A 26337-nucleotide genomic window follows, 5' to 3' on the forward strand; every position below is an offset into this window, starting at 1 on the left:
TTGGTCGATTTCAAATTATGATGGGCCGTCGATGTCGACTATCGCCGCAACGCAGCCGCTGCCGGAAACCCGGTCTTCGCCGGGTTTTCGCTTCGCCATGCTGCTGCCCGGCGGGCTGGTCACCTTTCTGCTGATCCTTTTCGCGCTTGGCCTGGTGTTCTTCCTGGCCTTTCGCGGCAATGACGGCTCGCTGCTGGGGGCCGGTTTCACCCTTGCGAATTTCGTCACGGTGGCCACCGATCCGCTGTACTGGACGGTGACGCTGCGCTCGCTGGGCATCGCCGGCCTGGTGACGCTGGCAACCGTCGTCACGGCATATCCCGTTGCCTACTACCTGGCTTTCCATGCCGGGCGGCAGCGTGGGCTGCTGCTGTTCCTGCTGACCCTGCCGTTCTGGACCAGCTATCTGCTGCGCGTCTTCGCCTGGAAGATCGTGCTTGCCTATAATGGCGTGCTGAACTCCGCGTTGATCGAAAGCGGCATCTGGTCGGAGCCGACATTGGCGTTCTTGAATACGCCGGCAGCGGTCGTCGTCACGCTTGCCCACGCTTATGCGCCGTTCGCCATCCTGCCCATCTATGTGGCGCTGGACACGATCCCGAAATCGCTGCTCGAAGCTGCTTCCGATCTCGGCGCAAAACCGTTCACCAGTTTCCGTCGCATCGTGCTGCCTAATTCGATGCCGGGCGTGCTGGCGGCTGCTCTCGTCGTCTTCGTGCCGACCGTCGGCGATTATGTGACGCCGGCGCTGGTCGGCGGCCCTGCCAGCACCATGATCGGCACGCTCATCCAGGCCGAGTTCGGCAAGGCCAATGACTGGCCGTTCGGCGCCGCACTCGCCGTCGCCGTCATGCTGGTCATTCTCGCCGTGGTGCTGGTGGTGCGCTTCGCCGACCGCCGATACGGCAGCCGCACATGAACACGGCGCGTATCGATGCAAGGCAGGGCGGCGGCTGGCTGGGAGCCTACGTCCTTGCCTATCTGGTGTTCCTGTATCTGCCGATATTGCTGATCCCGCTGTTTTCCTTCAACAATTCGATCCAGGCGGCATTTCCGCTGCAAGGCTTCACGCTGGAATGGTACGGCACGCTTTACGGCAATTCGGCGCTCTCCGGCGCACTTGCCACCAGCCTCGTCATCGGCGCCATTGCCGCCATCGGCGCAACACTCTGCGGCATCACCGTGTCCTATATGGACCTCTACGGCCGTTCGCCGCTGGCGGCCACGATCAGTGCCATAGCGCGGCTGCCAATCCTGATCCCCGGCGTCATCGTCGGCATATCGCTGCTGATCCTGGTCAATCTTGCCGGTTTCGGGCCGTCGCGCATTGCCATCGTGCTCGGTCACATATTGGTGGCGCTGCCGACGACGGTGGTGGTCATGCGCAGCCGCTTCGCCGCCATTCCGAAGACCATCCGTGAGGCAGCGCTCGACCTCGGCGCCTCGGACTGGACGACCTTCAGACGGGTGATGCTGCCGCTCAGCCTGCCCGCCATTATTTCGGCGTTCATGCTGGCCTTCCTGACCTCGTTCGACGAGTTCATCGTCGCCTTCTTCCTTGCCGGCACCGAGCCGACGCTGCCGCTTTATATCTGGAGCCAGCTGCGCTTCCCGAAATCGCTGCCGACCGTCATGGCGCTCGGCACCGCGATCCTGGCCGTGTCGTTCCTCATCGCCGCACTCGCCGAAATCCTGCGCCATCGCGGGCTTGCCGCCACCCGGCGGCCAGCGCCCGCCAGCCTGTCAAAACCAGAAGAAACCGAAAGAGGAGAACTGCAATGGCATTCGACCTGAAATCGATAACGGCAAAGACAGCGAAAACCGGACTGGCTGCCTTCGCGCTGGCGCTTGCGTCGACTGTCGCCTTTGCCGGCGACAAGTTGCAATATTTCACCTGGTCGGGCTATGAACTGCCCGACTTCAACAAGAGCTTCCTCGCCGCGCACCCCGATGGTGTCGAAGCCTCGATGTTTGGCGACGACGATGACGCTTTCACCAAGGTCAAGGCTGGCTTCCGCCCCGACATCGCGCATCCCTGCTATGACAAGGTGGCGCGCTGGAACAAGGAAGGCCTGCTGCAGCCGATCGACACCAAGCGCATCAAGAACTGGGATTCGATCTTCCCGGTTTTCAAGAACCTGCCCGACCTGCAGGCCGGCGACGGCAAGGTCTGGATGGTGCCGTGGGACTGGGGCAACACCTCGATCCTCTACCGCACCGATCTGGTGAAGAACCCGGAAGCCAGTTGGAACCTGCTCTGGGACAAGCAATATGCCGGGCGCATGGCGACCATCGATGCCGTCCACGACACACCGGTGGTGGCGGCCCTTCTCGCCGGCGTCAATCCATTCGACATGACGCCGGAACAGATGGACAAGGTGGCGGAGAAACTGCGCGAGCAGCGCCCGCTGCTCTCGAACTACACCACCGACATGACCTCGGTCGAACAGGCGTTGGCGAGCGGCCAGCTGGTCGCGGCCATGACCTGGAACGCCTCGGCCACCTCGCTGAAGAAACAGGGCGTGCCGGTCGAGTTCATGAAGCCGAAGGAAGGCATGCTGACCTGGGCTTGCGGCTTTGTCATGCTCAAGGACGCCAAGAACGTCGACCTCGCTTATGACTTCATCAACAGCCGGCTTGAGACGGATTCCGGAAAATACCTGATCCAGGCCTACGGCTATGGCAGCTCGACCAGCTCGGCTTTCGCCGCCGTGCCGAAGGAGGAGCTGGAGAAACTGCAGCTGCCTTCCGATCCCGAGGTGATGCTGAAGACCACCATCTTCACCGGGCCGATGAAACAGAATGACGAACTCGCCAAGATGTTCGAGAAGGTCAAGGCAGGCGGCTGAGTTTGTTTTCCCTTCTCCCCTTGTGGGAGAAGGTGTCGCCGAAGACGACGGATGAGGGGTGTTCCAGATGGCACCGACGGCACTCCGGCCAACACCCCTCATCCGTCCCGGCGCTTCGCGCCGATCCACCTTCTCCCACAAGGGGAGAAGGGGAGACCTTACCAAACGAGGACGAATGGATGGACATGCTGGACGAAGCGGCTGAGAAGCCGAAGGACGACGCCGACGTCAGGGTCGGCCGGCGCGTGCGGGCGCTCAGGCTGGAGCGCAATCTCTCGCTGGCCGAACTTGCCGCCAAAGCCGGCGTCTCGATCGGTGCGCTGAGCCAGATCGAGCGCGGCATGTCGTCATTGCGGGTGCGAGTGATCTGGCCGCTCGCCGCCGCACTCGACATCGAGCCGTCGGCACTGATCGTTGACGGCAACGATGCCGGCAACGATCTTTATTGCGTGCGCGCCAACAGCCGGCGTCAGATCCCGGTCAAGTCGGAAGGCATCGCCAAGGCGCTGCTGTCGCCGCCGGCCGCCACGCTGACCGGCATGCTGGTGACCGTGGAAGCCGGTGGCGGCACCGCCGAAGCCTACGCCCATGCCGGCCACGAATTCGGCTTCGTCCTGTCGGGCGAGGTCGAGCTGGTGGTCGATTCGACCAGATACGGGCTGAAGGCCGGTGACAGCTTCGCCTTCAAGAGCACCTTGCTGCATGCCTTCCGCAATCCGGGCAGCGAGCGCTGCCAGATCCTGTGGGTCAACACCACCAAGCCGTCCGAGGTTCGCGATGGCGCCTGATCCGCTCGTCCGGCTGGACAAGGTCTCCAAGATTTTTCCCGGCGGCATCATAGGGCTCGACGCCGTCGATCTTGATATTTGGCGCGGCGAGTTCCTGACCCTGCTCGGACCGTCCGGCTGCGGCAAGACCACCAGCCTGCGGGTCATCGCCGGCTTCGAGAGCCCGTCGAACGGCAGGGTCCTGCTCGAAGGCCGCGACATCACGGCGCTCAGGCCCTTCGACCGTCCCGTCAATACCGTGTTCCAGGACTACGCGCTGTTCCCACACATGAACGTTGCCGAAAATGTCGGCTTCGGCCTGTCGCTGCGCAAGCTCTCCGGTGCCGAACAGGCAAGGCGCGTCGGCGCAGCGCTCGACATGGTCGGCCTTGCTGAAAAGCTCGGCGCCCGTGTGTCCGAATTGTCGGGTGGCCAGCGCCAGCGCGTCGCGCTTGCCCGCGCCATCGTCTGCGAACCGCGTGTGCTGCTGCTCGACGAGCCGCTGTCGGCGCTCGACGCGCATCTGCGCGAGCAGATGCAGGTCGAACTGAAGCGGCTGCAGTCGCGGCTTGGCACCACCTTCGTCATGGTCACGCATGACCAGACCGAGGCGCTGTCGATCTCCGATCGCATCGTCGTCATGAACAAGGGCCACATCGAGCAGATCGCGCCGCCGGCGACCCTTTACGACCGGCCCGCCACCAAATTCGTCGCCAGCTTCATCGGAACCATGAACCTTCTGCAGTCGCGCTTTGTCGGCCGTGACGGCGAGCGCTTGCGGTTCATCGCCGGCGTCCTGCCGCTGGAAGCGATTTCGGATAAAGGCGAGCTGCCTGGCGAGGGCACTGTGCGCACCATCGGCGTGCGTCCGGAGGACCTTTTGGCCACGACCGAGGCCGCGGCCGGTACCGCACCGGTGCGGGTGAACAGCATCGTCTTTCACGGCCGCACCTTGCGCCTTCATGCAGAGCTGGGGCAGGGGACACAGGTGGTGATCGACGCGCCGCGCCGGGCGGAGGGTTTTCAATTCAGCGTCGGCGACGTGGCGCATATCAGCCTGCGCCGTGGCGCCAACTGCCCTATGCTGCCAAGCTAGTCTCACTCATTCCTAGAAAACCGGAGCACCCATGGGCAGTCATCTCAATTTCTTCATCGGCGGCAAATGGGTCGGCCCCGTGGTTCCGGCAACGCTGGATGTGATCGATCCGTCCACCGAAGAGGCCTACACCAAAATCTCGGTCGGCTCGAAAGCCGATGTCGACAAGGCCGTGGCGGCAGCCAAGGCGGCATTCCCGGCCTTCTCGCAAACCAGCAAGACCGAGCGCCTGAAGCTGCTGAAGCGTATCCTCGAAGTCTACAATGAGCGCTACGAGGACATCGCCCAGGTGGTCAGCCATGAAATGGGCGCGCCGATCAGGTTGGCGCGCGAGGCGCAGGCCTGGGCGGGCAGGGCGCATATGGAAGCTACCATCAAGGCGCTTGAGGATTACGAATTCAGCGAGAAGCGCGGCACCACCATGGTGGTAAAGGAGCCGATCGGCGTCTGCGCGCTGATTACACCGTGGAACTGGCCGCTCAACCAGATCGTCTGCAAGGTGGCGCCGGCGATCGCCGCCGGCTGCACCGTCGTTTTAAAGCCTTCCGAAATCGCGCCGATCAGCGGCATCATCTTTTCCGAGGTGATGGACGCCGCCGGCACGCCGAAGGGCGTCTACAATATGGTGAATGGCACCGGCCCGGATGTCGGCCAGGTCATGGCCGGCCATCCTGACGTCGACATGGTCTCGTTCACCGGGTCGACCCGGGCCGGCATCATCGTCGCCAAGACGGCCGCCGATACGGTCAAGCGTGTCGCGCAGGAGCTGGGCGGCAAATCGGCCAACATCGTGCTGCCCGACGCCGACTTCGAGGCGGCGGTGCGCAAGGGTGTCAAGGCGTGTTTCGGCAATAGCGGCCAGTCCTGCGACGCGCCGACCCGCATGCTGGTGCCGGCCGCCCGCCACGACGAAGCGCTGACCATCGCCAAGAAGACGGCCGAAGCGCACAAGGTTGGCGACCCGCGCTCGGAAGAGACCAAGCTCGGGCCGGTGGTCAGCAACATCCAGTTCGACAAGATCCAGCGGCTGATCGAGGCCGGTATCGCCGAGGGCGCAACGCTGGTCACCGGCGGCCCCGGCCGGCCGGAGCACCTCAACCGTGGCTACTATGTGCGGCCGACCGTTTTCGGCCACGTCAGGCCCGGCATGACCATCGAGAAGGAGGAGATCTTCGGGCCGGTTCTGTCTGTCATCTCCTACGATGACGATGATGATGCGGTGAAGATCGCCAACGACACCGTCTATGGCCTGGCCGCCTATGTGCAGTCGGGGGATATCGACCACGCCCGCAAGATTGCCAGCCGGCTGCGTGCCGGGCAGGTCTCGATCAACTATCCGGAATGGGACACGTTCGCGCCCTTCGGCGGCTACAAGCAGTCCGGCAACGGCCGCGAATACGCCGACTGGGCGATCCATGATTTCCTTGAGATCAAGGGTATCATCGGTTACGGCGCCTGAGCCTTCGACATTGGCATTATGCCAACCGTCAAGTTTGTTGCGAGCGTTGGTTCCTTCGGCACCGGCGTTCGGTTGAACGGCCACGACGGCTCCGTGGCCGCAATGTGAGTGCGAAGCAGGGTCGCCTCAGATCGTCTTGAGATAGCCGGCCAACTGATCCGCCACTGTGCCCCAGCCGTCGTAGAAGCCCATCTCCTCGTGGCTGTTGCGCGTGGCTTCGTCGCGGTGGATGGCGGTGGCGGTGTAGCGCGTCGTCTCGCCATACGATTGCAGCGATATGACCGCTGTAATGAATGGGTCGCCTGACGGCCGGTAGCCTGGCAGCAGCGCATCGGTCCACACCAGCCGCTCGTTCGGGACAATCTCGAGGTAGCAGCAACGCCTGTCGTTGACCTCCTTGCCGTCGGGCGACTGCATGCGGGTGCGGAACAGGCCGCCGGGCCGAAGGTCGATCTCGCAATCGGTGATGATCCACGGCTTCGGCGTGAACCATTGGCGGACATGCTCGGGCTTCGTCAATGCCGTCCACAGCAGTTCTCGCGGCGCCTGGATCGCTCGTTCGAGCACGAGGTCGAGCTTCGGATCGGGTTGGAACAACGGGACCATATTCATCTGTCTTTCTCCTTGAGTTTCAGCACGTAGTCGTCGAACTGGTCGAGGCGGCGCTCCCACAGCGCACGCTGCTCGGCCAACCAGTTTTCCGCGAGCTTCAACGGCTCCGGCGCGAGCCGGTAGGTCCTGACGCGGCCTGCCTTCTCCGAATGCACCAGCCCGCAGCCTTCCAGAACCCTGAGATGTTCGATGAAGGAGGGCAGGGCCATCTCGAACGGCTGGGCAAGCTCGCTGACCGAGGCGGGGCTTCGGTTCAGCCGCTCGACTACGCGCCGCCGGGTAGGATCGGCGAGCGCCCGGAAAATGCCGTCGATCGGCGGGGGGCTTTCGGTCTGCAGGCTCGTCATGGTCATTTCCTTGCCTCGGCCATCCGCATGACCAAAGTTGGCTCGGGACAACACTTAGGAAAATTCCTTTACTATTGGCAAGCGCGAAAATCGCGATGCCCGGCAAGGCCGCTGGAAAACTAAGAGGTGCGGTTTTAGGGTGCCGTCAGATTCGACCGGTCCGAGGATCCGTTTTGACGATCACCATGTACGGCATCACCAATTGCGACACGGTCAAGAAGGCGCGTGTCTGGCTGGCGAGCCATGATGTTGCCTATCGCTTTCATGACTACAGGGTAGACGGACTGGATGCGGATCGGCTGAACGGCTGGTCAGGCAAGGTCGGCTGGGAAATCCTGCTCAACAAGGCGAGCACGACGTTTCGCGAATTGTCGGACGAGGACAGGCTGGGCCTGGATAAGAAGAAGGCCAAGGCGCTGATGCTGGCCAAACCGACGATGATCAAGCGGCCGGTGCTGGAATTTGGTGACAGGATTCTCGTCGGCTTCAAGCCTGATGTTTATCAGCAGACGGTTGGGCGGAAGTGAAGTCGCGGTGCCTATCCTGTCGTCATCCTATGGCGGAGCAAGGAGCGAAGCGACGCGGCGCAGACCATAGGATCCATGCCGTGACGTTTGAGCATTGCAACCTTGCAGGTTCTACTCCGCCGCATCCTTCGGCTGAAGTTGCGGCATGGATCCTCGGGTCAAGCCCGAGGATGACGAAGTAGATATTCCGCCAGCGCCACCGCATTGTTATGCGTCTCATCATGCGCGCCGTAGATCAGCGTCACCCGGCCTTTGCCCAGCAAGGCGCGCAGCTGCCCGACCGCCTCGCCATTGCTGTCGAGCTCGGCGCGGTATCGCCGCTGGAACTCCGCCCAGCGCGCCGGGTCGTGGCCGAACCATTTGCGCAACGCATTGCTCGGCGCGATGTCCTTCAGCCAGACCGTTAGCGCGGCGTCTTTGCCACGGACGCCGCGAGGCCATATCCGGTCGACGAGCACCCGCTGCCCGTCAGCGGGCGCCGGCGGCTCATAGATGCGCTTGATCTCAATATCTACGCCCATGGGATCCGGGAACGCCGCGCAGTCCTGTCAGACCCACTCGCCCTTGCGCATCACCGGCACGCGGCTGCCATCCTTATGGACGCCGTCTATGTCGATCTTGTCCGAGCCGATCATCCAGTCGATGTGGATGAAACTCTTGTTGCCGCCGCGCGCCGCGATCTCGTCCTGGCTGAGCGAGGCGCCGTCGACGAAGCACTTCGAATAGCACTGGCCAAGCGCGATGTGGCAGGCGGCGTTCTCGTCGAACAGCGTGTTGAAGAACAAGAGCCCGCTCTTGGCGATCGGCGAGGAATGCGGCACCAGCGCCACCTCGCCGAGACGGCGCGAGCCTTCGTCTGTGTCCAGCACTTTTTGCAGTACATCCTCACCTTTCGAAGCTTTTGCCTCGACGATACGGCCCGCCTCGAAACGCACCGCAATGCCGTCGATCAGCGTGCCCTGGTAGGACAGCGGCTTGGTGCTCGTGACATGGCCTTCGACGCGCCTTGCATGCGGCGTGGTGAAAACCTCTTCGGTCGGGATGTTGGGGTTGCAGGTGATGCCGTTCTTGGCGGTCGAGGCGCCGCCCATCCACTCGTGGCCGTCAGCCAGCCCGACGGTCAGGTCGGTGCCGGGGCCGGTGAAATGCAGCGCATGGAAATTGTGGCCGTTCAGCCATTCGGTGCGGCTCTTAAGCGCCGCATTGTGCGCCGTCCAGTTGCCGATCGGGTCTTCGACGTCCACCCGCGAGGCGGCAAAGATGGCGTCCGCAAGCTTGGCCACGGCGACGTCTTCGGCGTCGTTCGGAAACACTTGTTTGGCCCAGGCCTGATCGGGATAAGCCACAATGTTCCAGTTGATGTCGAAGCCGGTGATCTTCTCCAGCGCCGGCTGGTAGGCCATCGAATTCGCCTTGTTGGCACGCGCCACCTTTGCCGGGTCCTGAGAAGAAAGCAGCGACGGATCCTCGCCGCGCACGGCAAGCCTCGCCGCATTGCTGGCGAAGGCTTTTGCCATGCCTTCATAGAGCCAGCCGGCGGCGCGGTCGAAACCAGCGTCGGCGCCATAGCGGAAGCGCGCCAGCATGATCTCGTCATCGTTGAAGATCGGCGTCACCAGGCCGGCGCCCGCCTTGTAGGCGTGCTCGACGATCCGCCGCGTCAAAGGCAGCGCTGCAATAGACGAGGTCAGCACCAGATCCTGCCCCGGCTGCAATTGCAGCCCAACCTTGACGGCGACCTCCGCCAGCCTGTCGAGCTTCACCGGGTCGATAGTTGCGGAAACGCCGCGCGAATGTGTGGTCATGATCCTGCCTGCCGTGATTGGGGACTGTTTCTTACATAGACCGGCGCTACCGACCTTTCCACCGTGATGATGCCGGCAGGCTCAGCTGGCGCTCTCGAGCGACCTGAACTGCGCCATCGTCGCCTCGATCTCTTCGCGCACCCAGGTCTTGAAATCCCTGACCTTGCGGCTTTCGCTCTTGCTGGCCGAAGTCACCAGCCAATAGCCGAGGCCGCTCTGCGCGCGTATGCCGAACGGCGCGACAAGCCGGCCGTCGGCCAGCGCGTCGGCGGCCAGCAACTGCCAGCCGAGCATGACGCCGTGACCGGCAATCGCCGATTCCAGGCACAGCATCGGATCGGTGAAGCGCGCGCCTTTCATGAAGGTGACCGGCTCCACCCCGGCCGCTTCGAACCAGCTCTCCCAGCTGATCATCGATCTTTCGTCGGTGATCGCACAGGTCAAAGCAAGGTCGTCTATCGATTTCAGCTTGCTGGCGATCACCGGTGCACAGACCGGAAACACCTCCTGCGCCAGCAGCAATTCGGCCCGCCCGCCCGGCCATTTGCCGTCGCCGAGCCGGATGGCGACATCGATGTCCGAACGATCGAGATCGGCAAGCCGTACCGAGGCGTCGATGCGCAGGAGCACGTTCGGATGCCGGGCAAAATGCCGCGACAGCCGCGGCAGCAGCCATTTCGAGGCGAAGGCCGGCGCTACCGAAACCACCAGCGTGCACTCCGAGCTTTCATCGGCAAGCGCCATCGCCTGCGCAAGTTCGCGAAAGCCTGCGCTGAGCCGCGTTGTGAAGATGGCACCGAATTCGGTCGCTACCAGGCCAGCCGCCGTTCGGTCGAATAGCGCCCGGCCAAGCTGCTTTTCGGTCCGGTTGATCTGCTGGCTGACGGCGCTGACCGAGACGTTGAGCTCGCTGGCCGCAGCCGCAAGCGAGCCCAGGCGCGCGACGGCTTCGACGGCGCGCAAGCCGTTGAGATGGACGCGGTTCAGCATAGCCATACAGTTTTTCTAAACTCGAACGGCTGAAATCTCAATTGCCAGACACTGCCGGATGCCGGATTCTAAGTGGGTTACTCAGAGTGAGGAGGCAAACCTGATGAAGATTTTATCATGGCTCAGCGCCTTTTCCCCGATCGGAACGCAGCCACACCGGCATGACAGCGGGGCCGCCAGCTGGGGGACTGATCCGCTGTCGCATCCGGTGCTCGACACCATGTCGGAGCGCGAGCTCGCCGACATGCCATTCAGGCTGACTGCGCGTCGTACCCGCTTCGAGACGGCCCCGCCAAGGACCTGCTGCGGCTGAACAAGGACTTGCTGGCACTTTAGGTGAGCCGGCCGCCGACGTGGCTGCGCAGCCCTTCTGGCCCAATAAAAGGCGGATTGTCTCACCGGCAGGCGCACCTATGGTGCGCCGCGATGAACATCGCTTCGCCTTTGCGCCTGGCAATCGCCGGCATGATTGCCCTGGCTGTCGCCATGGGCATCGGCCGCTTCGTCTATACGCCGATCCTGCCCGGCATGATGGAAGAGCTCGGCCTGTCGCCGGCCGATGCCGGCTGGATCGCATCGGCCAATTATCTCGGCTACCTCGTTGGCGCGCTTGCCGCCACCGGCGGCTGGGCGCAAGGCCGCGAGCGCCAGCTGATGCTGGCCGGCCTTGCCGCCACCGCGATCCTCACCGGCCTGATGGGCCTGACCGGCACCATGCCCGCCTTCCTCCTCATCCGCTTTCTTGCCGGCCTCGCCAGCGCCTTCGTGCTGGTCTTCATGACCAGCATCGTTTTCGGCCACCTCGCCGCGGCCGGGCGAAACGACCTGCAGGCGCTGTATTTCGGCGGTGTCGGCCTCGGCATCGCGGCGTCCTCGGCGCTGTTGGCAGTCCTCGTCACCGAACATGCCGGCTGGGCTGCGGGCTGGCTGTGGTCCGCGGTAATTTCAGCCTGCGGCTTTGCCGCCGTTGCCTTGCTGGCCGGCGGCACCTCGGCCGCGAACAGCACCACCGGGAGCGAGCCGGCACTGCCGAAAGACCGGTCGCTGGTGAAGATCATCGTCGCCTACGGCCTGTTCGGCTTCGGCTACATCGTCACGGCAACGTTCCTGGTCGCGATCGTCCGTCAGGGCGGCGGCGGCCGCGTCTTCGAGGCTGTGGTCTGGATGGTCACCGGACTTGCCGGTTTTCCTTCGGTCTGGCTGTGGCAGAAGCTCGCGGCTAAAATCGGGCTCTATGCCACCTACGCCCTGGGGTGCCTGGTCGAGGTGGTCGGCGTCAGCGCCAGTGTCGTCATGGGCGCGCGCACCGGGCCGCTGCTCGGTGGCCTTCTCGGCGGCGGCACCTTCATCGCCATCACCGCGCTTGGTCTGCAGGCCGGCAGGCAGCTTGCCCCGCAAGCACCACGCCGGATGCTGGCGGTGATGACGGCCGCCTTCGGCCTCGGCCAGATCATCGGCCCGATCGTCGCCGGGCTGCTCGCGCAGGCCTCGGGTAACTTTTTCCTTGCCTCGATCGTGGCCGCAGCCGTGCTGCTGGCCTCGGGTGCGATCGCCTGGTCGGCTGCGCCAAAATCGCCATGATTATGGTCTTGCTCGACGACCGGCATTGGGTAGCGGGCATTTTCTTTCCCACTAATGTGTGACTTTATGCGCGTTGAACCCCGCTGATTTGCGCATCGACCGAGGATTTCCCCACAGTGTTTATATCCTTCTTCCCGCAGCCGAAGCTCTTCTTCTCTTCGGTAGCCGTCTGGAGCCTTGCCGCTATCCTGTTCTGGTTTTTCGGTGGCGAACAGCTGGGCGCTGTGTTCGGCTTGCCGCCGGCTGCGGCTGATGCACCGCCCATTATCGGTATCGCCGTACTCTGGTCGAACCCGTTTCTGTGGTTCTATCTCTATTTCGCTTTTTGCGTTGCCGTCTTCTATGCATTCTGGAGCTGGTATGCGCCGCATCCGTGGCAAAACTGGTCGATATTGATCAGCGCGGTCATCCTGTTCCTCATCTATTTCAATGTACAGGTCAGTGTCGCGGTCAACGCCTGGTATGGGCCTTTCTTCGACTATATCCAGGGATTGATGTCGGGGACCATTAAATCCACCGACGCAGAGTTTTATGCCGGATTGGCCAGCTTTTCATGGCTCGCGCTGATAGGAATGAATGTGCAGGTCGTCAATGCCTTCATCGTGAGCCACTGGATATTCCGCTGGCGCACCGCGATGAACAATTACTTCGTGGAGAACTGGAGCAGGCTCCGCCACATCGAGGGCGCCTCACAACGTATTCAGGAGGATACGATGCGGTTCTCGCAGATCATGGAAGATCTGGGTTCCAGCTTTGTCCAGTCGATCATGACCTTGATCGCATTCCTGCCGGTGATGATTCAACTGCAGAGCCATATCAGCGAACTGCCAATCGTCGGTGCGATTCCGCAGCCACTGGTCGTTGCCGCGCTTGCCTGGTGCCTGTTCGGAACGATTTCGGTTATGGTTGCGGGTTTGAAGTTGCCTGGGCTGCAATTTCGCAATCAACGTGTCGAGGCTGCTTATCGCAAGGAGCTCGTCTACGGCGAGGATCATGCGGACAGGGCTCAGCCTGCAACCACTGCCGAGCTGTTTTCCAAGGTCCGTCAAAACTATTTCCGGCTGTATTTTCATTATATCTATTTCAATGTGGTGCGTTACACCTACCTGCAGGCCGACAATATCTTCGCCATGCTGATCCTTGGGCCATCCTTCGTGGCTCACAGGATAACTTTCGGACCCTTCCAGCAGATTTCCAACGCCTTCGGCCGAGTAACAGGGTCGCTCCAGTTCCTGCTCACATCCTGGTCGACCATCGTTGAATTGCAGTCGGTGCACAAACGCCTACGCGCCTTCGAGGCGACGCTGGAAGGGGAACCGCTGCCTGAAATCGACCAGCGCTATCTGGAGCGTGAGCAAGCCGGCCTGCGCCCCGAGGATCAGCCGGTAAGCTAAAGAGTAGCGGGCGGCGAGCGCTTCCGCTCAGCCGCCCACCGCTGCCTGCCGTTCGCCTCGCCGCGAAACATAATCGCGAAAGCTGATACACTCGACTTGTTTCATCACGCAGACCTCGCCGGCAAAGCGTTCCAGCGCGTTCCAGTAGGCGCCGTCGTTCATCAGGGTGAAATGAAAGCCGAGCTGCAGCGGGATACGCTTGCCCCGGTATTGCGCATCGAAGGCGGCGCGGAATGCGGCGTAGGTCCGCTCGGCGAATTCGGCCGCCATGCTCGGCCGCTCGAAGCCGCCGGAATGCCTGACATAGAGATTGTAATCCATGGCGATCACCCGCCTTGAGCTCGGCCCTTCCGGAATCTGCGGCAGCGAAAAGCGCGTGACGCCGTTGACGGTCGGCGGCTCGACCGGCCCACGCGAGACGCCGCTTGCGTCGAGTAGGAAGCCGGCCGCGGGCAGCGCCTCGTAGAGCGCCTTGTTTGCCGACAGATAAGGCGCGCGAAACCCGACCACCGATTTGCGGGCGAAATCGCGCCAGCCCTTCGGTTCAGGAGCAATGCCGTTGATCGAATAGGCGTTTTCGAGAATATGCCTGAATGAGCCGAACTCGCTCAGCCAGTCGGCTTTGCTCCAGTCCTTGCCGTCGAAATGGCCGCAGCCATGGCTGCCGATATCGTGGCCTTCGGAGGCGGCGAGGTCGATCTGCTCGAGCCGGTCGGCGACTTCCTGTCTGGAGGCGGCAAAGCCGATATTCGATTTGCCTTCTGTCTTGCCCGGCGCGGTGTATTCCTTGCGTGTCTCGGGCGACAGCAGGAACACGCAGGAGACGAAATAGGTGAAATGCGCACCGGTGCGCTGGGCCAGCGCCCGGCTGCGCTGCCACTGCGAAATGTCCCGGGCACTGTCGAACGAGATGATGATGATCTGCTTCGGTTTTGCCGGCGCCGCCGGCGGGTCGGCAAAAGCCGCGCCGGTTGCAAGCGCGGCAATCGAAAACGCAACAACGCGGGACAAACGGGGCAAAGGCATCTGACCGGATCAAGGAATGTAGAAGCACCGCCTACCGGTGAAATATGGCACGGATACGATCGACCCGTGCGGCCGCCTTTGGCGGCGACTGCCTCGTGAATAGGCGATTTTCCTGCCGAACCCCTTCCATGCCGGCAAAATTTCGCTAAAACGCGGGCTCATCAACCGCCCCGGCCGGGGCATGAATGGTTTTGATCCATGTCGGACGACAGTTTTATCCGCGAAGTCAACGAAGAGATTCGTCGCGACCAGGCGCATGCGCTGTGGGACCGTTTCGGTCCCGCCTTGCTCGTGCTGGCCGTGCTGGTGGTGCTTGGCACTGCTGCTGTCGTCGGCTACCGCTATTGGGACGAGACCCGCGCCAACCGCTCGGGCGATGCTTTTTCGCAGGCGCTCAAGCTCGCCAATGACGGCAAGAACGACGAGGCGCTTGCCGCTCTGGAGGCGTTGGAGAAGGACGGCTACGGCGCCTATCCGCTGCTCGCCCGCATGCGTGCGGCAACCGTCAAGGCGGACAAGGGCGACGTCGACGCCGCCGTCAAGGATTTCGACGAGGTCGCCGCCGACACCAAGATCCCCTCCGGTATTCGCGACATGGCTCGTCTCAGGGCAGCGCTGCTTCTGGTCGACCACGGCTCTTTCGCCGATGTCTCCAGCCGCGTCGAGGCGCTCACCGCCGACACCAACACACTGCGCCATACGGCGCGCGAAGCGCTTGGCCTTGCTGCCTGGAAGGAAGGCAAGGCGGCGGATGCATTGAAGCTGTTCGACCAGATCGCCGCCGATGACGGCGCCCCGCGCAACACGCGCGAGCGGGCGACTTTGATGTCGGAGCTGATCCGCGGCTCGGGCGGTGTATCGTAACAACGGATGACCTTCAAAGTCGCCATCATCGGCCGGCCTAACGTCGGCAAATCGACCCTTTTCAACCGGCTGGTGGGAAGGAAGCTGGCGCTTGTCGACGATACGCCGGGCGTCACCCGCGATCGTCGCGTCCATGCCGCCAAGCTCTACGATCTGCATTTCGACGTCATCGATACCGCCGGCTTCGAGGATGCGGCGGCCTCGACGCTGCCCGGCCGCATGCGCGCCCAGACCGAGATCGCCATCCGCGAGGCCGACCTGATCTTTTTCACAATCGATGCCAAGTCCGGGCTGATGCCCGACGACAAGACCTTCGCCGAGATCGTGCGCAAGTCCGGCAAGCCAGTTGTCGTCGTCGCCAACAAGGCCGAGGCGCGGGGCGCCCAGGGCGGCATGCTGGAGGCCTGGGAGCTCGGCCTTGGCGAGCCGATCCCGGTCTCGGCCGAACACGGCCAGGGCCTGCCTGATTTGCGCGACGCCGTGATCGCGGCACTTGGCGAGGCGCGCGCCTTCGGCGAGGACGAAGAGGCCGGCGAGGAGGAGGTCGCCGCCAGCGAGGTGCTGATCGGCGAGGACATCACCGACCCGGACGCCGAGCCGAGCTATGACGACACCAAGCCGATGCGCATCGCCGTCGTCGGCCGCCCCAATGCCGGCAAGTCGACGCTGATCAACGCGCTGATCGGCGAGGAGCGGCTGTTGACCGGCCCCGAGGCCGGCATCACCCGCGATTCCATCTCGGTCGACTGGGACTGGCATGGCCGCCGGTTGAAACTGTTCGACACCGCCGGCATGCGCCGTAAGGCCAGGATCCACGAAAAGCTGGAAGTGATGTCGGTGCAGGATGGCTTGCGCGCCATCCGCTTTGCCGAGATCGTCATCATCGTGCTCGACGCCACCATTCCCTTCGAGAAGCAGGATCTGCAGATCGCCGACCTGATCATCCGCGAGGGCCGTGCCCCGGTGATCGCCTTCAACAAATGGGACCTTGTTGATCATCCCCAGGAGTTGCTGGCCGAACTGCGCGAAAAAACCGAGCGGCTTCTTCCGCAGGCGCGCGGCATGCAGGCGGTGCCGGTCTCAGCCGAGACCGGGCGCGGTCTCGACAAGCTGATGGATGCGGTGATCAGGACGCATCGCGTTTGGAACAGTCGTGTCTCGACCGGCAAGCTCAACCGCTGGCTGGAAGGCATCCTGGCACATCATCCGCCGCCCGCCGTCGCCGGGCGTCGGCTGAAGATCAAATATGTCACGCAAGCCAAGACGCGGCCGCCGGGCTTCGTCGTCTCCTGCTCACGCCCCGATGCGATGCCGCAATCCTACGTCCGCTATCTCTCGAACAGCCTGCGCGAGGCTTTCGACATGCCCGGCGTGCCGATCCGCATCGCCTTGCGCACCTCGGACAATCCTTTTGCCAGCAGGGCGAAGAAGCGCCACTGACCGCCACGTCTTCTGGGCGCCCGCATCAGGTACGCTCCGCCGGCCGCTCGCGGGCAGCGCCTGCACATTTTCGGGCAGGCGATTCCACCGCCACCTGCAGCAGGATGTCGGCAAGTCGCGCCGCCACCGGGTCTGGCTCGGCCTCCCTTGCGACGCGGGAACAGTGCCATCTCAGGCAGTGTGGGCAGTCCGGCGATCTGCGTCATTGCCCTGACAATAGCCAGCACGAGTGGGGACAGCCACTGCACCTAATGGGCGGTGTAAGCTCCGTCCACCAGATGGTAGCTCCCAGTGATAAAGCTGGCCTGGTCGGACAAGAGGAAGCACACAAGAGCCGCTACTTCTTCCGGTTTCCCGCGCCTGCCCATCGGCTGCAGGCCTGCCATGCGCCGGGTGGCTAATGCCTCCATTTGCTCCGATAAAAGAGGCGTTTCGATCAAGCCGGGGCCGACTACATTGATCCGGATGCCCATCCTCGCATATTCGATCGCCGCAACTTTGGTTAGTCCAACGACTCCGTGTTTCGCTGCCGTGTATGCGGACGCAGTTGGCAAGCCGACGGAACCGAGAACGGAGGACATGTTCACGATGGCGCCTCCGCCTCGATCCAGCATGGCGGCGATTTCGTACTTCATGCTGTAGAAAACGCCATTAAGATTGACGTTTATCAGCTTGTGCCAGTTGTCGAGCGGATAGTCTGCTGTTGCTTTTCGAACGCCGTCGATACCTGCATTGTTTACCGCCATATCCAGTCCGCCGCATTTCTGGACAGTGAACTCGATCAGCTTTTCCACGGCTGCCGCATCCGTGACATCTACCGCAAAGTCGTAGGCCCGGCCTCCTTGCGAGCTTATTTCGGCGGCTTTGCAGTGCGCGGCCTCGGCATCAAGGTCGGCGACAACAACCTCGGCTCCTTCTTGCGCGAGTTGCCGTGAAACAGCCGCCCCTATTCCGGAGCCTGCGCCGGTCACAATCGCGACTTTACCGTGGAAGTCAGGCTTCATCGTCTCTGTCCTATGCCCATTTGACATAACCGAACAGAGGCAGACGGTTATCGCAAGAAGTTTCGCTCCAATTCGCTTGTTAATCCTGTGAATTCATTTTTGCCACCACACAGCGAGACTTGGCCCGCAGGCCTTGGAATGGTAGAGACGAGGGCGGCGGTAGATGACCAGTTTCCTAGCAGGTACAAATGGAAGAACACCACATTGCGCGCCGGGGGCTCGTGCTGGGTAGTCTGGCTCTGATGATCTCCGGATGCACGTCGATTTCATCCGCGTTCGGACCAAGGCGTGGCCTGAATCCTCGTTACCGACGGCAGCATGTGCGGTACGACGGAAACGAGCCGGCCGGAACGATCGTCGTCGATACTTCGCAACGTTTTCTCTATGCCGTCGAGACGGACGGGTGGGCGACGCGCTACGGCGTTGGCGTCGGCGAGCAGGGACTTTCGTTCAAGGGTACAGCGACCGTCGGCCGCAAGGCGGACTGGCCGTCGTGGACACCCACCGCCAGCATGATGCAGCGCAAGCCGCGCCTGGTGCAGTATGCAGGGGGGGTCCCTGGCGGACCAAACAACCCGCTTGGTGCGCGTGCCCTTTATCTCTATCGCGACGGGCGCGACACCCACTTCCGGATACATGGTACAAACGAGCCATACACGATAGGCACAGCGGTATCGAACGGGTGCATCCGTATGATAAATGACGACGTCATTGACCTCTACGACCGTACTCCTTTGGGCACGACGGTGGTGGTTGTTTGATGGTGGGCAGGCCTGATCTCCGTTGGACGGTGAACCCTGCCAGCACGTCACCGCAAAGGTGCCGCCGACAACCGGGTGCCAACTGTGTCATTTCTGCACTAGGCGTTGGTGTAGATCGCAGCTAACTTCGTGGGGCTGCATATCGTTTTATTTGTGGCGATTCTATAGGCTATTCCGCCCCCGGGGAAAGGATTGCTTGATGAGCAGGATATTGATTGCAATGGTTGCTGTGCTCGCCGTTGCCAGCCTGAGCGGCTGCGCGAACGACTGGATCGGCAAAGGAAAGGGTAAAGCTCCGGCGCCCGCTCCGGTAGAGCAACCAGTGATTAAGTAAGGACCGGCTTGTATGGGGAAGGGGTGCCAAGCCCTTCCCCATACATACGCAGCCGGGGCTTTGGCCGGCTTCATAGCCTAGGGCGCGGTTGGCGGGCATAGGCCGTTATTAAGTCTGTGCTTTGTGAAGTTCGGGAATGGACGCGGCGATGACGCTTGTAAATAGCCGTCTCTTGCTTGTGGCGTTGGTGGCCCTCCCGGCAGCGGCATGTCAGACGAAAGACCTGCCGCCCCAGCCGAATTTCATATCTTATGCCGATGGCGGAGCTGCGCCTCAAAAAAACGACGAGCGGTACTTCATCGAGTTCCGCTCCCGCTACGCCCTAAGCTACGGCCACACCTACGCAGTTTTTGGGCGCGTGGACCGGGCCGGGAGAATGATCGATCCCCAAGTCGCGGGCCTTCACCCGGCTTCGAACAGTGCGGTTCCCTATGTTCTGGGCCATGTCGTGCCGGTGCCAGCCGAAACCGGGTGGAGCGACGGTGATCTGGAAGAACCATACAGATCCGCAAGCTGGCAAATCATACTGACCCGGGCCGAATACGACAAAGTCGTTGCCTACATCCGCAAGCTGCAGGCGAGTTCGCATGTCTGGCAGGCGACGGTCTTGAACTGCAACGGGTTCGTGGCGAACATCGCTCATTCCATGGGATATAAGACTCCCGCCATTCAGCTCCGGCCGCAACAATTCATAACCGAGCTTCGGGAGATGAATACATAACCAAGATTCGAGGGATGAATGGGACCGAATGCGATCGGTACTGCCCCTCCTGCTTTCGCGTCTGCGGACTAACTCGGAGAGGATCGCTGCGCCTGAAGGTCGGCCGGTGACGAAATCGAGGGCGATGGGTGAAGTGGCCATACCCAGGGGCAGCTGCTACAGTCGCGATCGCAGAAAGGGCGCTGGTGACCTGAAGTGAGCATTGCGGCAGCCTCACTTGGCGAGGTCATTTGGGTGATCGGCATCGTTGCTTGGTACGTGATCCGGTATCCCTTCGAGCGCCGGGCAAGGCGCGTGCGAATTGTAACTGGCTACCGCTCACGTTCAGAGATCGTCGGGCTTGCATCTGCTCTGTTTGGCCTCGCAATCCTGCCTGCCTTCTATGTTGTCACCGGCATGCCCGCAGCGGCTGACCACCCGGCCAGCGCGTGGGCCGTGGCTCTCGGCACAATCATCTTCTGCTCCGCGCTATGGGTTTTTCGCAGGTCCCACAAGGAACTTGGCCGGAACTGGTCGATTACGCTGGAGATCCGCGAACGGCATGAACTCATCTGCGCCGGACCATACGCCTTGGTCCGCCACCCGATGTATACCTCGTTCCTGCTCATGGGCCTCGGCCAGGTCTTTCTGCTGCCGAACTGGATTGCGGGCATATCGGGTTTGATTGGGTTCGCAGTCCTTTTCCTGCTGAGAGTGGACAAGGAAGAGCGTATGATGCTGGAGAATTTCGGCCCGCAATACCGTGCCTATATGGAAAAGACCAAGCGAATACTCCCTTATCTTTATTAGAGATTAGAGGTACGTTTGATGCGAGGCCGAGCCCTCAAGCTTTCCGCGCCCCGGCGCCTTGTTGGCGACCTGATGAGGTTTTCGATCGGCGTGCCACGGGTCGCGGTACAGCGTCAGATGAACCTCGGCCCCCTCGTAACGGCTCGAATGGGGCAGCAGACCAGGCCCTCGTGGACCGCGATCTTCCTGAAAGGATATGCGCTTCTCGCCCTAGAGATGCCGGAACTGCGGCGCGCCTATGTCAAGTTGCCCTGGCCGCAGCTTTACGAGTATCCGGCAAGCGTAGCCTCGATTGCCCACGAGCGCGAATATGATGGCGAGCCGGCGGTTCTGCTGAGCTGCATCAAGCGCCCGGAGCGCTACTCCATCACGGAACTTGAGGGATCCATCCACGCGGCTCGATCACGGCCGATCCTGGAGGTCCCGGAGTTCCGGCGTGCCTTGCGGATGGCAGGTGCGCCCGCGCCAGTCAGGTGGCTGCTTATGTGGCTAGGGTTGAACATCGCCCGGCAAAGGGCAAATTACTTCGGTACCTTCCAACTGTCCGTCTATTCTGGTCTCGGTGCCGAATCACTCAACCCGCTGACACCATTGACCACGCTTCTCAACTACGGTCCGATCGGCAAAGACGGATCGGTGAATGTCCGCATCCACTACGATCACCGGGTCATGGATGGAGCGAACGTTGCACGAGCACTGGAGAGATTCGAAAAGATCCTGAACGGCATTGTCGCCGATGAAGTGATGCTGCTCGATCCAAGTGTTGCCGCTCCTGCAGGACAGAGGAACGCGACATGATTTCGCACTGTGAATTCCGGCCCGCCGTCGTCGTGATTGGCGGCTCGGGTGGAATTGGCCGGGCAATTGCGAGCGTCGCTGCACGGGAGCGCGGTGCGGTTGTGCTGGTTGCCCGCTCGCCCGAGGGTTTGGCCGCTGCGGCGTCTGAGGTTCGGGAGAGGGGTGGCGAGGCATTCACGCTCGAGTTGGATCTCGTGGCAGGCGATGCGCCAACGCGCCTGGAGGGCTTCCTGTCCGCACACGGCCTGGTCTGTGATGTCCTGGTCAACAGCGCCGGCTATGGCCTGCGGGGCGCGACGACGGCGCTGCCTATTGATAGTCAACTCGGCATCATCGATCTCAACATACATTCCCTCACAGAACTGACCCTCCATTTTCTGCCGGGGATGGTGGCGCGCCGACGGGGCGGGGTGCTCAATCTCAGTTCCGTGGCCGGGTTCGTTCCCGGGCCTTATATGGCTCTGTACTTCGCTAGCAAAGCTTTCGTGCGCTTCTTCTCAGAGGCGCTTCACCAGGAATTGCGCCGAACCGGTGTGACGGTCACATGCGTTGCACCAGGCCCGGTGTCGACGGAGTTTCTCGCAAGGTCAGGCGCCAATCAGACGGTGCTCTTCAACATCTTGCCCAAGGTGGATCCGGAGTATGTGGCCGAACGGGCGTGGCGAGGGTTCAAATCCGGTCGTCGCCTCGTCGTACCGGGAATCTCGGCCAAGTTGGCTGCCCTTGCAGCGGCGCTCCTGCCTTCCGCAGCGCTGCTGCCCCTGGTCGGCCGGCTGCAACGCGGCGGCAATGATCAATGTCCTTGCGGTTCAGGTATGAAGTTCAAGAAATGCTGCGGTACCCGCCAGATTCAGCTACGCCGGGGCCCTCGGGGAATTATCCCCTGACCGGGACCAGCACGCCACCGAAAAAGCTCGTTGAAGCAAGAGACCGCTCGCCGATGACTGGCGTTAAGCATGTTGGTAGCATAGAGGCGAGGCTTTCGACATGCCCGGCGTGCCGATCCGCATCGCCTTGCGCACCTCGGACAACCCGTTCGCCGGCAAGGCGAAGAAGCGCCGTTAGATCATCATTCGCGGAACCTTGCGAGACGTCGGCGGGACAGCGCCCCCCTCTGCCCTGCCGGGCATCTCCCCCACTTGGGGGAGATTGGCCGTCCCCTCCGCTTTAGCCAATCTCCAACGCCGAAAGACGGGCGGGACGGCGAAGCTGCTAATCTCCCCCCTCGTGGGGGAGATGTCCGGCAGGACAGAGGGGGGCGCGAGGGATCGCCAGCATTACTGCTTCTTCGACCGACTAAGTCATAGAGCGCCCTGCGGCCCTTTCGGCTCGTCTGCGCTAGGCCGCTTTCCTCAGACCATCCGCGTCGCCACTTCCTGGCAACGCTTCCAGCGCCGCCTGCAGCAGGATGTCGCCAAGCCGCGCCGCTACCGGGTCGGGCTCGGCCTCCTTGCGGTGCAGGAACAGCGCCATCTTGGGCAAGGCGGGCAGCCCGGCGATCTCCGGCGTCATCGCCCTGACCGTGGCCGGCAGGCCGATATCGGTGCGGATCGTCAGTCCGAGCCCCGCGGCGACGGCTGCCCAGATGCCGCCAAGGCTCGGGCTGGAGAAGGCCATCCGCCATGCCAGGCCGGCACGGTCCAGCGTTTCGGTCGCCACACTGCGCAGCAGGCACGGCGCCTCGAGCGCCACCAGCGGTAACGGCTCGCCTTCGCGCAGGCTGGTCTCGATCTGTTTTGCCGGGCCGATCCAGCGCATCTGGACGTCGGCGACATGCCGGCTGTAAGGCAGCGTCGCGCCATTGTGCCAGGCAAGCGCGATATCGAGGTTGCCCGAAATGATCCGTTCGGCGAGCTCATGGCTGCGTGCGATCCTGGCTTCGATCTTGACCTTGGGATGGGCGCGGGCGAAGCGCCCGAGCACCTCGGGCAGCACCGCCTCGCCGAAATCCTCCTGTAGCCCAAGCCGCACCCAACCCTCCAGCTCGACATCGTGGATGGCGGAGGCGGCCTCGTCATTGAGCTCGATCAGCCGCCGCGCATAGCCGAGCATGGTCTCGCCCGCGTCCGTCAGCGCCAGGCCGCGCCCCGATTTGCGGAAGATCGGCGTCGCCGCCTGCTCCTCCAGCTTCCTCAGTTGCGCACTGATTGCCGAGGTCGAGCGGCCGAGCCGGTCGGCTGCCTTGGCGAAGCTGCCCAGCTCCATGCCGGTGACGAAGCTGCGCAGGACGTCGAGATCGAATGTCACGCGTCGCATGGCAATAGTCCTGATATTTGGGACATTTCGTACAAAATTTCCTGATATTCAGTACGAAGCTATGGCGGTAGAGACAGCGCGTCAAGACCGAACGCAACCAGCCCATGCAGGAGCTGAACCATGTCCGCTGTCGCCACAGGACCAGATTGCAAACCGCTTCGCCCAGGCGCCGTTGCCGCCCCGTCGGAAGCGGCGGCGCTTCGAGCCAATCATCGCTGGAAGGTGCTGGGCATCGGCGTCGCCGCCAACACCTGCTTTTCCGCGACCTTCTCCGGCATTCCGGCGACGGCGGTGTTCCTGCGCTCGGGCTATCATCTCTCCAATGGCGAACTCGGCCTGGCGCTTGGCCTTCTCGGCCTGGGCGTGGCGCTGAGCGAATTGCCGTGGGGGCTGCTGACCGATCGCTGGGGCGACCGCCGCGTGCTGCTGACCGGGCTTGGCGCAACCGCGGTTTGGCTGCTTGTCATGGCCGCGCTGGTGGTGCCGTCACCGGCCCATATTCCCGGCGTCGCGCTTCTCGCCGCTGCCCTGCTGGTCACCGGATTGCTCGGCGGCAGCGTCAACGGCTCCAGCGGCCGCGCCATCATGGCCTGGTTCGGCGAAGGCGAGCGCGGCTTTGCCATGAGCATCAGGCAGACGGCGGTGCCGCTTGGCGGCGGGCTTGGCGCGCTCGTGCTGCCATCGCTCGCTTCAGCCCATGGCTTCACGGCGGTCTTCGGACTTCTGGCGGCTGCATCCGCCGTCTCGACCTCGCTCGCCTGGCGCTGGCTGCATCAGCCGCCGGCGCATGACGGCGCGCATTCGAGCAGCACGGCATTGCCGGCCGGCCCGGCGCCGCTGCGCAACCCGGCCGTCTGGCGCATCGCAACAGCCATCGGCCTGCTATGCTTTCCGCAGGTGGCGGTGCTCACCTTTGCTTCCGTCTTCCTGCATGATTTCGCCGGCATGGGCACAGCCGTGATCAGCGCCAGCCTGGCTGCCGTGCAGGTCGGCGCCATGGTCATGCGCGTCTGGAGCGGTCGCTACACCGACCGTCATGGCAATCGCCGGCCGTTCCTGCGTCTGTGCAGCATGCTGAGCGTGGTCGCCTTCACCGTGCTTGCCGCGCTCGTCTTGTTGGCGGCCCAATTCTTGTCAGGCCAAGTGCCGATGCTTTCGCTGGCGATCGTTGCGGTGCTGGTCGTGGCCGGCATCTGCGTCTCCTCCTGGCACGGCGTCGCCTACACCGAGCTTGCGACGCTGGCCGGCGCGAGCCAGGCCGGAACGGCGCTCGGCCTCGCCAACAGTCTGGTCTTCATTGCCTTCTTCCTGGTGCCGATCGCCATTCCCGGGCTTCTCGTGCTCGGCTCGTGGGCAGGCGTCTGGCTGGGTGCGGCTATTTGCGCGCTGATCGCCTGGCCGATCTTTCTTCCGTCAACGGATAGCCGCAAAAGCGCCTGACTTCGACACGAGATGGGAAAACAACGTTCTAAGCTGTTAACGCCCCATCAAGGTTAATGCATCATTGTAGCTCTCCAGTGGGGTCCGTCGCGTTTCTGGAGAGTTCCGTGCATCGACGTGTTTTGACGCGGCTTGTCGCCGCCGCCGGTGAGAAAAAGCGTTCCTTCCTGTCTCCGTTTATTATTGGTCTTGGCATCTGGGTCGGCTTTCCGACGGTCGTTGCCTATCAGGACATGACCAGCCTGGTCTCCGGCCTGGAGGCGCCGAGCGTCCGCTGGAACGCCTATGTCGAGAAATCCGTCGCCGGCTCCGTTCACGCCGCCGAAATGCCCTTCCTCGATTCCAGCAGCACCGGCTCGCTGTCCGGCTCCGGTGTCCAACTGCCCGGCATCGGCACCGTTTCGTTTCGCGGCAAGGGCGGCAGCGCCGGCACGACGCCGGACGAGGAACGCATCATGCGCGCCGACAAGAAGGGCCGCATCATCCAGGTCTCGCCCGTTTCGCCGCCGAAGAACTTCAACGCCGGCTCGATCTTCGAGCGCACCTCTTCGCTGCTCCGCCCAAGCATGGACAGCGGGCTGAGGATGGCCTTCGCCAAGCCCGAGATCAAAGGCAAGGAAATCCAGATCGCCGCCGCCTTCCACACGCGCGTCGACAAGAAGCCGGATCCCGGCGTGCCGGCGATGCTTGCCGCGCTGGTCAACAACGATCATCCCGACGTGCTGGCAACCGCCTATGCCTCGTCGGCTCCCGATTACGCACAGGCGTCGCCTTTCGAGGCCTTGCTGCAGGACGAGGACCCGAACGATGGCCGCTTCATTCCGCCGCTGAGCAAGGGCGATCATTCTTGGATGCAGACGCCGCTGCCGGCGAGCGTCTTTTCCAAACCGGAGCAGGCCTGTCTCGCCAACGGCATCTATTTCGAGGCGCGCGGCGAATCCGTGCGTGGCCAGGCCGCCGTCGCCCAGGTCATCCTCAACCGCGTCCGCAACCCGGCCTATCCGAACTCGATCTGCGGCGTGGTCTACCAGAACGACAATTGGTTCAACCGCTGCCAGTTTTCCTTCGCCTGCGACGGCAGGAAGAAGCGCATCGACAACCCCGCCGCCTACCAGACCGCCCAGGATGTCGCCATGGCCGTCACAGCCGGCAAGATCTTCATTCCGGAAGTCGGCTCGTCGACGCATTATTACGCCAACTACGTCCATCCGGGCTGGGCGAGGACGATGAAGAAAATGACCAGGATCGGCCTGCACATCTTCTACCGCACCTATGGCGGCGGCTGGAGCTGAGTGCTCAGGCAGCCCTTGCATCTTTCGCGGGAGAGCGGCCGATCGAAGACGCATCGCCGCGGGGATTCGGCCACAGCCCGTCGGGGACGGCGTCGGGCACGATGTCGCACCCAGGCAAGCGGCTGATTTATAACGAAAAAATACTTGAGCTTGAACGTCCGCCCGTGGCTTGACGGGCGCGGACC

28 protein-coding genes are annotated in these 26337 nt (G+C 62.8%); 20 read left to right on the forward strand and 8 right to left on the reverse strand.

The genetic code is table 11. From position 1 onward, the window contains the following. The first annotated feature begins 31 nt into the window (after positions 1 to 31). The 6 genes from NKH70_RS27585 to NKH70_RS27610 all read left to right on the forward strand — a co-directional run bounded on the left by NKH70_RS27585 (position 32) and on the right by NKH70_RS27610 (position 6171). Positions 32 to 919: an ABC transporter permease gene (locus NKH70_RS27585; RefSeq protein ID WP_292659959.1), complete on the forward strand. Its 888-nt coding sequence runs from the start codon at positions 32 to 34 to the stop codon at positions 917 to 919. Then, positions 916 to 1794, forward strand: coding sequence for an ABC transporter permease (locus NKH70_RS27590; protein WP_352720671.1), 879 nt, complete (start codon positions 916 to 918; stop codon positions 1792 to 1794). Before NKH70_RS27585 ends, NKH70_RS27590 begins: the two co-directional genes overlap by 4 nt. Then, complete coding sequence (locus NKH70_RS27595; protein WP_352660843.1) at positions 1779 to 2849, forward strand: ABC transporter substrate-binding protein; 1071 nt, start codon at positions 1779 to 1781, stop codon at positions 2847 to 2849. The genes NKH70_RS27590 and NKH70_RS27595 overlap by 16 nt, the downstream gene beginning before the upstream one ends. Before the next feature lie 179 nt (positions 2850 to 3028). After that, the gene (locus NKH70_RS27600) at positions 3029 to 3637 is read left to right on the forward strand and encodes a cupin domain-containing protein (protein WP_254820400.1); all 609 of its coding nucleotides are present in this window, start codon (positions 3029 to 3031) and stop codon (positions 3635 to 3637) included. Further along, positions 3627 to 4712 (forward strand): ABC transporter ATP-binding protein, encoded by a 1086-nt coding sequence (locus tag NKH70_RS27605; RefSeq protein ID WP_352720669.1) that lies wholly within the window; start codon positions 3627 to 3629, stop codon positions 4710 to 4712. The genes NKH70_RS27600 and NKH70_RS27605 overlap by 11 nt, the downstream gene beginning before the upstream one ends. Before the next feature lie 31 nt (positions 4713 to 4743). Next, positions 4744 to 6171, forward strand: a complete 1428-nt coding sequence (locus NKH70_RS27610; RefSeq protein ID WP_352720667.1) for an aldehyde dehydrogenase family protein — start codon at positions 4744 to 4746, stop codon at positions 6169 to 6171. A gap of 126 nt (positions 6172 to 6297) precedes the next feature. Here NKH70_RS27610 and NKH70_RS27615 read toward each other — a convergent pair whose 3' ends face one another. Together NKH70_RS27615 and NKH70_RS27620 are read right to left on the reverse strand one after the other, a co-directional pair. Further along, the gene (locus NKH70_RS27615; RefSeq protein WP_502908406.1) at positions 6298 to 6783 is read right to left on the reverse strand and encodes an SRPBCC family protein; all 486 of its coding nucleotides are present in this window, start codon (positions 6781 to 6783) and stop codon (positions 6298 to 6300) included. After that, entirely contained in the window at positions 6780 to 7130 is a 351-nt protein-coding gene (locus NKH70_RS27620) for an ArsR/SmtB family transcription factor (RefSeq protein WP_352720665.1), read from the reverse strand. Before NKH70_RS27620 ends, NKH70_RS27615 begins: the two co-directional genes overlap by 4 nt. A 173-nt stretch (positions 7131 to 7303) precedes the next feature. On the opposite strand from NKH70_RS27620, the gene NKH70_RS27625 reads away from it, so the two are divergent. Further along, complete coding sequence (locus NKH70_RS27625) at positions 7304 to 7657, forward strand: ArsC family reductase (RefSeq protein ID WP_353026665.1); 354 nt, start codon at positions 7304 to 7306, stop codon at positions 7655 to 7657. Positions 7658 to 7815: 158 nt separating this feature from the next. Here the strand turns inward: NKH70_RS27625 and NKH70_RS27630 are convergent, their stop codons facing one another. From NKH70_RS27630 to NKH70_RS27640, 3 genes are all read right to left on the reverse strand, one after another. After that, complete coding sequence (locus NKH70_RS27630; protein WP_352915806.1) at positions 7816 to 8178, reverse strand: DUF488 domain-containing protein; 363 nt, start codon at positions 8176 to 8178, stop codon at positions 7816 to 7818. 27 nt (positions 8179 to 8205) lie between these two features. Beyond that, complete coding sequence (locus tag NKH70_RS27635; protein ID WP_352720661.1) at positions 8206 to 9462, reverse strand: aminopeptidase; 1257 nt, start codon at positions 9460 to 9462, stop codon at positions 8206 to 8208. An 81-nt stretch (positions 9463 to 9543) separates the two neighbouring features. Then, on the reverse strand, positions 9544 to 10458 hold the full coding sequence (locus NKH70_RS27640; protein ID WP_352720659.1) for a LysR substrate-binding domain-containing protein: 915 nt from the start codon (positions 10456 to 10458) through the stop codon (positions 9544 to 9546). A 97-nt stretch (positions 10459 to 10555) separates the two neighbouring features. Between NKH70_RS27640 and NKH70_RS27645 the strand changes: the two genes are divergently transcribed. From NKH70_RS27645 to sbmA, 3 genes are all read left to right on the forward strand, one after another. Next, a complete protein-coding gene (locus NKH70_RS27645; protein WP_352720657.1) occupies positions 10556 to 10765 on the forward strand; it encodes a hypothetical protein in 210 nt (69 codons plus the stop codon). Positions 10766 to 10878: 113 nt separating this feature from the next. After that, positions 10879 to 12033, forward strand: a complete 1155-nt coding sequence (locus NKH70_RS27650) for a YbfB/YjiJ family MFS transporter (protein WP_352720655.1) — start codon at positions 10879 to 10881, stop codon at positions 12031 to 12033. Positions 12034 to 12149: 116 nt separating this feature from the next. After that, entirely contained in the window at positions 12150 to 13427 is a 1278-nt protein-coding gene (gene sbmA / locus NKH70_RS27655; protein ID WP_352720653.1) for a peptide antibiotic transporter SbmA, read from the forward strand. A gap of 27 nt (positions 13428 to 13454) precedes the next feature. On the opposite strand, the gene NKH70_RS27660 is transcribed toward sbmA, so the two are convergent. Further along, complete coding sequence (locus tag NKH70_RS27660; RefSeq protein ID WP_352720701.1) at positions 13455 to 14447, reverse strand: polysaccharide deacetylase family protein; 993 nt, start codon at positions 14445 to 14447, stop codon at positions 13455 to 13457. Positions 14448 to 14651: 204 nt separating this feature from the next. Here NKH70_RS27660 and NKH70_RS27665 point away from each other — a divergent pair, with 204 nt between their 5' ends. Then, the gene (locus NKH70_RS27665) at positions 14652 to 15317 is read left to right on the forward strand and encodes a tetratricopeptide repeat protein (RefSeq protein ID WP_023674063.1); all 666 of its coding nucleotides are present in this window, start codon (positions 14652 to 14654) and stop codon (positions 15315 to 15317) included. Between the two features lie 6 nt (positions 15318 to 15323). After that, a complete protein-coding gene (der, locus tag NKH70_RS27670) occupies positions 15324 to 16757 on the forward strand; it encodes a ribosome biogenesis GTPase Der (protein WP_352720650.1) in 1434 nt (477 codons plus the stop codon). Between the two features lie 248 nt (positions 16758 to 17005). Here the strand turns inward: der and NKH70_RS27675 are convergent, their stop codons facing one another. Beyond that, positions 17006 to 17761, reverse strand: coding sequence for an SDR family NAD(P)-dependent oxidoreductase (locus tag NKH70_RS27675; RefSeq protein ID WP_352720648.1), 756 nt, complete (start codon positions 17759 to 17761; stop codon positions 17006 to 17008). A 188-nt stretch (positions 17762 to 17949) separates the two neighbouring features. Here NKH70_RS27675 and NKH70_RS27680 point away from each other — a divergent pair, with 188 nt between their 5' ends. The 6 genes from NKH70_RS27680 to NKH70_RS27705 all read left to right on the forward strand — a co-directional run bounded on the left by NKH70_RS27680 (position 17950) and on the right by NKH70_RS27705 (position 22051). Then, a complete protein-coding gene (locus NKH70_RS27680) occupies positions 17950 to 18522 on the forward strand; it encodes a L,D-transpeptidase (RefSeq protein WP_353026650.1) in 573 nt (190 codons plus the stop codon). Positions 18523 to 18721: 199 nt separating this feature from the next. Then, positions 18722 to 18856 carry an ABC transporter gene (locus NKH70_RS27685; RefSeq protein WP_292659957.1) on the forward strand — a complete coding sequence of 45 codons (135 nt, stop codon included), beginning with the start codon at positions 18722 to 18724 and terminating at the stop codon, positions 18854 to 18856. Positions 18857 to 19004: 148 nt separating this feature from the next. Continuing rightward, entirely contained in the window at positions 19005 to 19577 is a 573-nt protein-coding gene (locus tag NKH70_RS27690) for a hypothetical protein (RefSeq protein ID WP_352720699.1), read from the forward strand. A 201-nt stretch (positions 19578 to 19778) separates the two neighbouring features. Then, complete coding sequence (locus tag NKH70_RS27695) at positions 19779 to 20366, forward strand: protein-S-isoprenylcysteine O-methyltransferase (RefSeq protein WP_352720697.1); 588 nt, start codon at positions 19779 to 19781, stop codon at positions 20364 to 20366. A gap of 18 nt (positions 20367 to 20384) precedes the next feature. Beyond that, the gene (locus NKH70_RS27700) at positions 20385 to 21164 is read left to right on the forward strand and encodes a hypothetical protein (protein WP_352720645.1); all 780 of its coding nucleotides are present in this window, start codon (positions 20385 to 20387) and stop codon (positions 21162 to 21164) included. Further along, positions 21161 to 22051 carry an SDR family NAD(P)-dependent oxidoreductase gene (locus NKH70_RS27705; RefSeq protein WP_352915800.1) on the forward strand — a complete coding sequence of 297 codons (891 nt, stop codon included), beginning with the start codon at positions 21161 to 21163 and terminating at the stop codon, positions 22049 to 22051. The genes NKH70_RS27700 and NKH70_RS27705 overlap by 4 nt, the downstream gene beginning before the upstream one ends. A 451-nt stretch (positions 22052 to 22502) precedes the next feature. On the opposite strand, the gene NKH70_RS27710 is transcribed toward NKH70_RS27705, so the two are convergent. After that, the gene (locus NKH70_RS27710) at positions 22503 to 23420 is read right to left on the reverse strand and encodes a LysR substrate-binding domain-containing protein (RefSeq protein WP_352915797.1); all 918 of its coding nucleotides are present in this window, start codon (positions 23418 to 23420) and stop codon (positions 22503 to 22505) included. A 120-nt stretch (positions 23421 to 23540) separates the two neighbouring features. On the opposite strand from NKH70_RS27710, the gene NKH70_RS27715 reads away from it, so the two are divergent. Together NKH70_RS27715 and NKH70_RS27720 are read left to right on the forward strand one after the other, a co-directional pair. Beyond that, entirely contained in the window at positions 23541 to 24860 is a 1320-nt protein-coding gene (locus NKH70_RS27715) for an MFS transporter (protein ID WP_352720639.1), read from the forward strand. Positions 24861 to 24967: 107 nt separating this feature from the next. After that, entirely contained in the window at positions 24968 to 26152 is a 1185-nt protein-coding gene (locus NKH70_RS27720) for a cell wall hydrolase (protein WP_352720637.1), read from the forward strand. Positions 26153 to 26337: the final 185 nt, after the last annotated feature.

This window comes from Mesorhizobium sp. M0991 (assembly GCF_040318915.1).
Classification (GTDB): domain Bacteria; phylum Pseudomonadota; class Alphaproteobacteria; order Rhizobiales; family Rhizobiaceae; genus Mesorhizobium.

What these genes read in the sequence shown, in the direction of transcription:
- NKH70_RS27675 (WP_352720648.1), bottom strand. Translation starts at nt 17,761, where the DNA reads ATGAAGCCTGACTTCCACGGTAAAGTCGCGATTGTGACCGGCGCAGGC.
- NKH70_RS27680 (WP_353026650.1), top strand. Translation starts at nt 17,950, where the DNA reads ATGGAAGAACACCACATTGCGCGCCGGGGGCTCGTGCTGGGTAGTCTG.
- NKH70_RS27610 (WP_352720667.1), top strand. Translation starts at nt 4,744, where the DNA reads ATGGGCAGTCATCTCAATTTCTTCATCGGCGGCAAATGGGTCGGCCCC.
- NKH70_RS27600 (WP_254820400.1), top strand. Translation starts at nt 3,029, where the DNA reads ATGGACATGCTGGACGAAGCGGCTGAGAAGCCGAAGGACGACGCCGAC.
- NKH70_RS27585 (WP_292659959.1), top strand. Translation starts at nt 32, where the DNA reads ATGTCGACTATCGCCGCAACGCAGCCGCTGCCGGAAACCCGGTCTTCG.
- NKH70_RS27690 (WP_352720699.1), top strand. Translation starts at nt 19,005, where the DNA reads ATGACGCTTGTAAATAGCCGTCTCTTGCTTGTGGCGTTGGTGGCCCTC.
- NKH70_RS27615 (WP_502908406.1), bottom strand. Translation starts at nt 6,783, where the DNA reads ATGAATATGGTCCCGTTGTTCCAACCCGATCCGAAGCTCGACCTCGTG.
- NKH70_RS27710 (WP_352915797.1), bottom strand. Translation starts at nt 23,420, where the DNA reads ATGCGACGCGTGACATTCGATCTCGACGTCCTGCGCAGCTTCGTCACC.
- NKH70_RS27700 (WP_352720645.1), top strand. Translation starts at nt 20,385, where the DNA reads ATGCGAGGCCGAGCCCTCAAGCTTTCCGCGCCCCGGCGCCTTGTTGGC.
- NKH70_RS27715 (WP_352720639.1), top strand. Translation starts at nt 23,541, where the DNA reads ATGTCCGCTGTCGCCACAGGACCAGATTGCAAACCGCTTCGCCCAGGC.
- NKH70_RS27605 (WP_352720669.1), top strand. Translation starts at nt 3,627, where the DNA reads ATGGCGCCTGATCCGCTCGTCCGGCTGGACAAGGTCTCCAAGATTTTT.
- NKH70_RS27640 (WP_352720659.1), bottom strand. Translation starts at nt 10,458, where the DNA reads ATGGCTATGCTGAACCGCGTCCATCTCAACGGCTTGCGCGCCGTCGAA.
- NKH70_RS27630 (WP_352915806.1), bottom strand. Translation starts at nt 8,178, where the DNA reads ATGGGCGTAGATATTGAGATCAAGCGCATCTATGAGCCGCCGGCGCCC.
- der (WP_352720650.1), top strand. Translation starts at nt 15,324, where the DNA reads ATGACCTTCAAAGTCGCCATCATCGGCCGGCCTAACGTCGGCAAATCG.
- NKH70_RS27650 (WP_352720655.1), top strand. Translation starts at nt 10,879, where the DNA reads ATGAACATCGCTTCGCCTTTGCGCCTGGCAATCGCCGGCATGATTGCC.
- NKH70_RS27595 (WP_352660843.1), top strand. Translation starts at nt 1,779, where the DNA reads ATGGCATTCGACCTGAAATCGATAACGGCAAAGACAGCGAAAACCGGA.
- NKH70_RS27620 (WP_352720665.1), bottom strand. Translation starts at nt 7,130, where the DNA reads ATGACGAGCCTGCAGACCGAAAGCCCCCCGCCGATCGACGGCATTTTC.
- NKH70_RS27635 (WP_352720661.1), bottom strand. Translation starts at nt 9,462, where the DNA reads ATGACCACACATTCGCGCGGCGTTTCCGCAACTATCGACCCGGTGAAG.
- NKH70_RS27590 (WP_352720671.1), top strand. Translation starts at nt 916, where the DNA reads ATGAACACGGCGCGTATCGATGCAAGGCAGGGCGGCGGCTGGCTGGGA.
- NKH70_RS27665 (WP_023674063.1), top strand. Translation starts at nt 14,652, where the DNA reads ATGTCGGACGACAGTTTTATCCGCGAAGTCAACGAAGAGATTCGTCGC.
- NKH70_RS27705 (WP_352915800.1), top strand. Translation starts at nt 21,161, where the DNA reads ATGATTTCGCACTGTGAATTCCGGCCCGCCGTCGTCGTGATTGGCGGC.
- NKH70_RS27685 (WP_292659957.1), top strand. Translation starts at nt 18,722, where the DNA reads ATGAGCAGGATATTGATTGCAATGGTTGCTGTGCTCGCCGTTGCCAGC.
- NKH70_RS27645 (WP_352720657.1), top strand. Translation starts at nt 10,556, where the DNA reads ATGAAGATTTTATCATGGCTCAGCGCCTTTTCCCCGATCGGAACGCAG.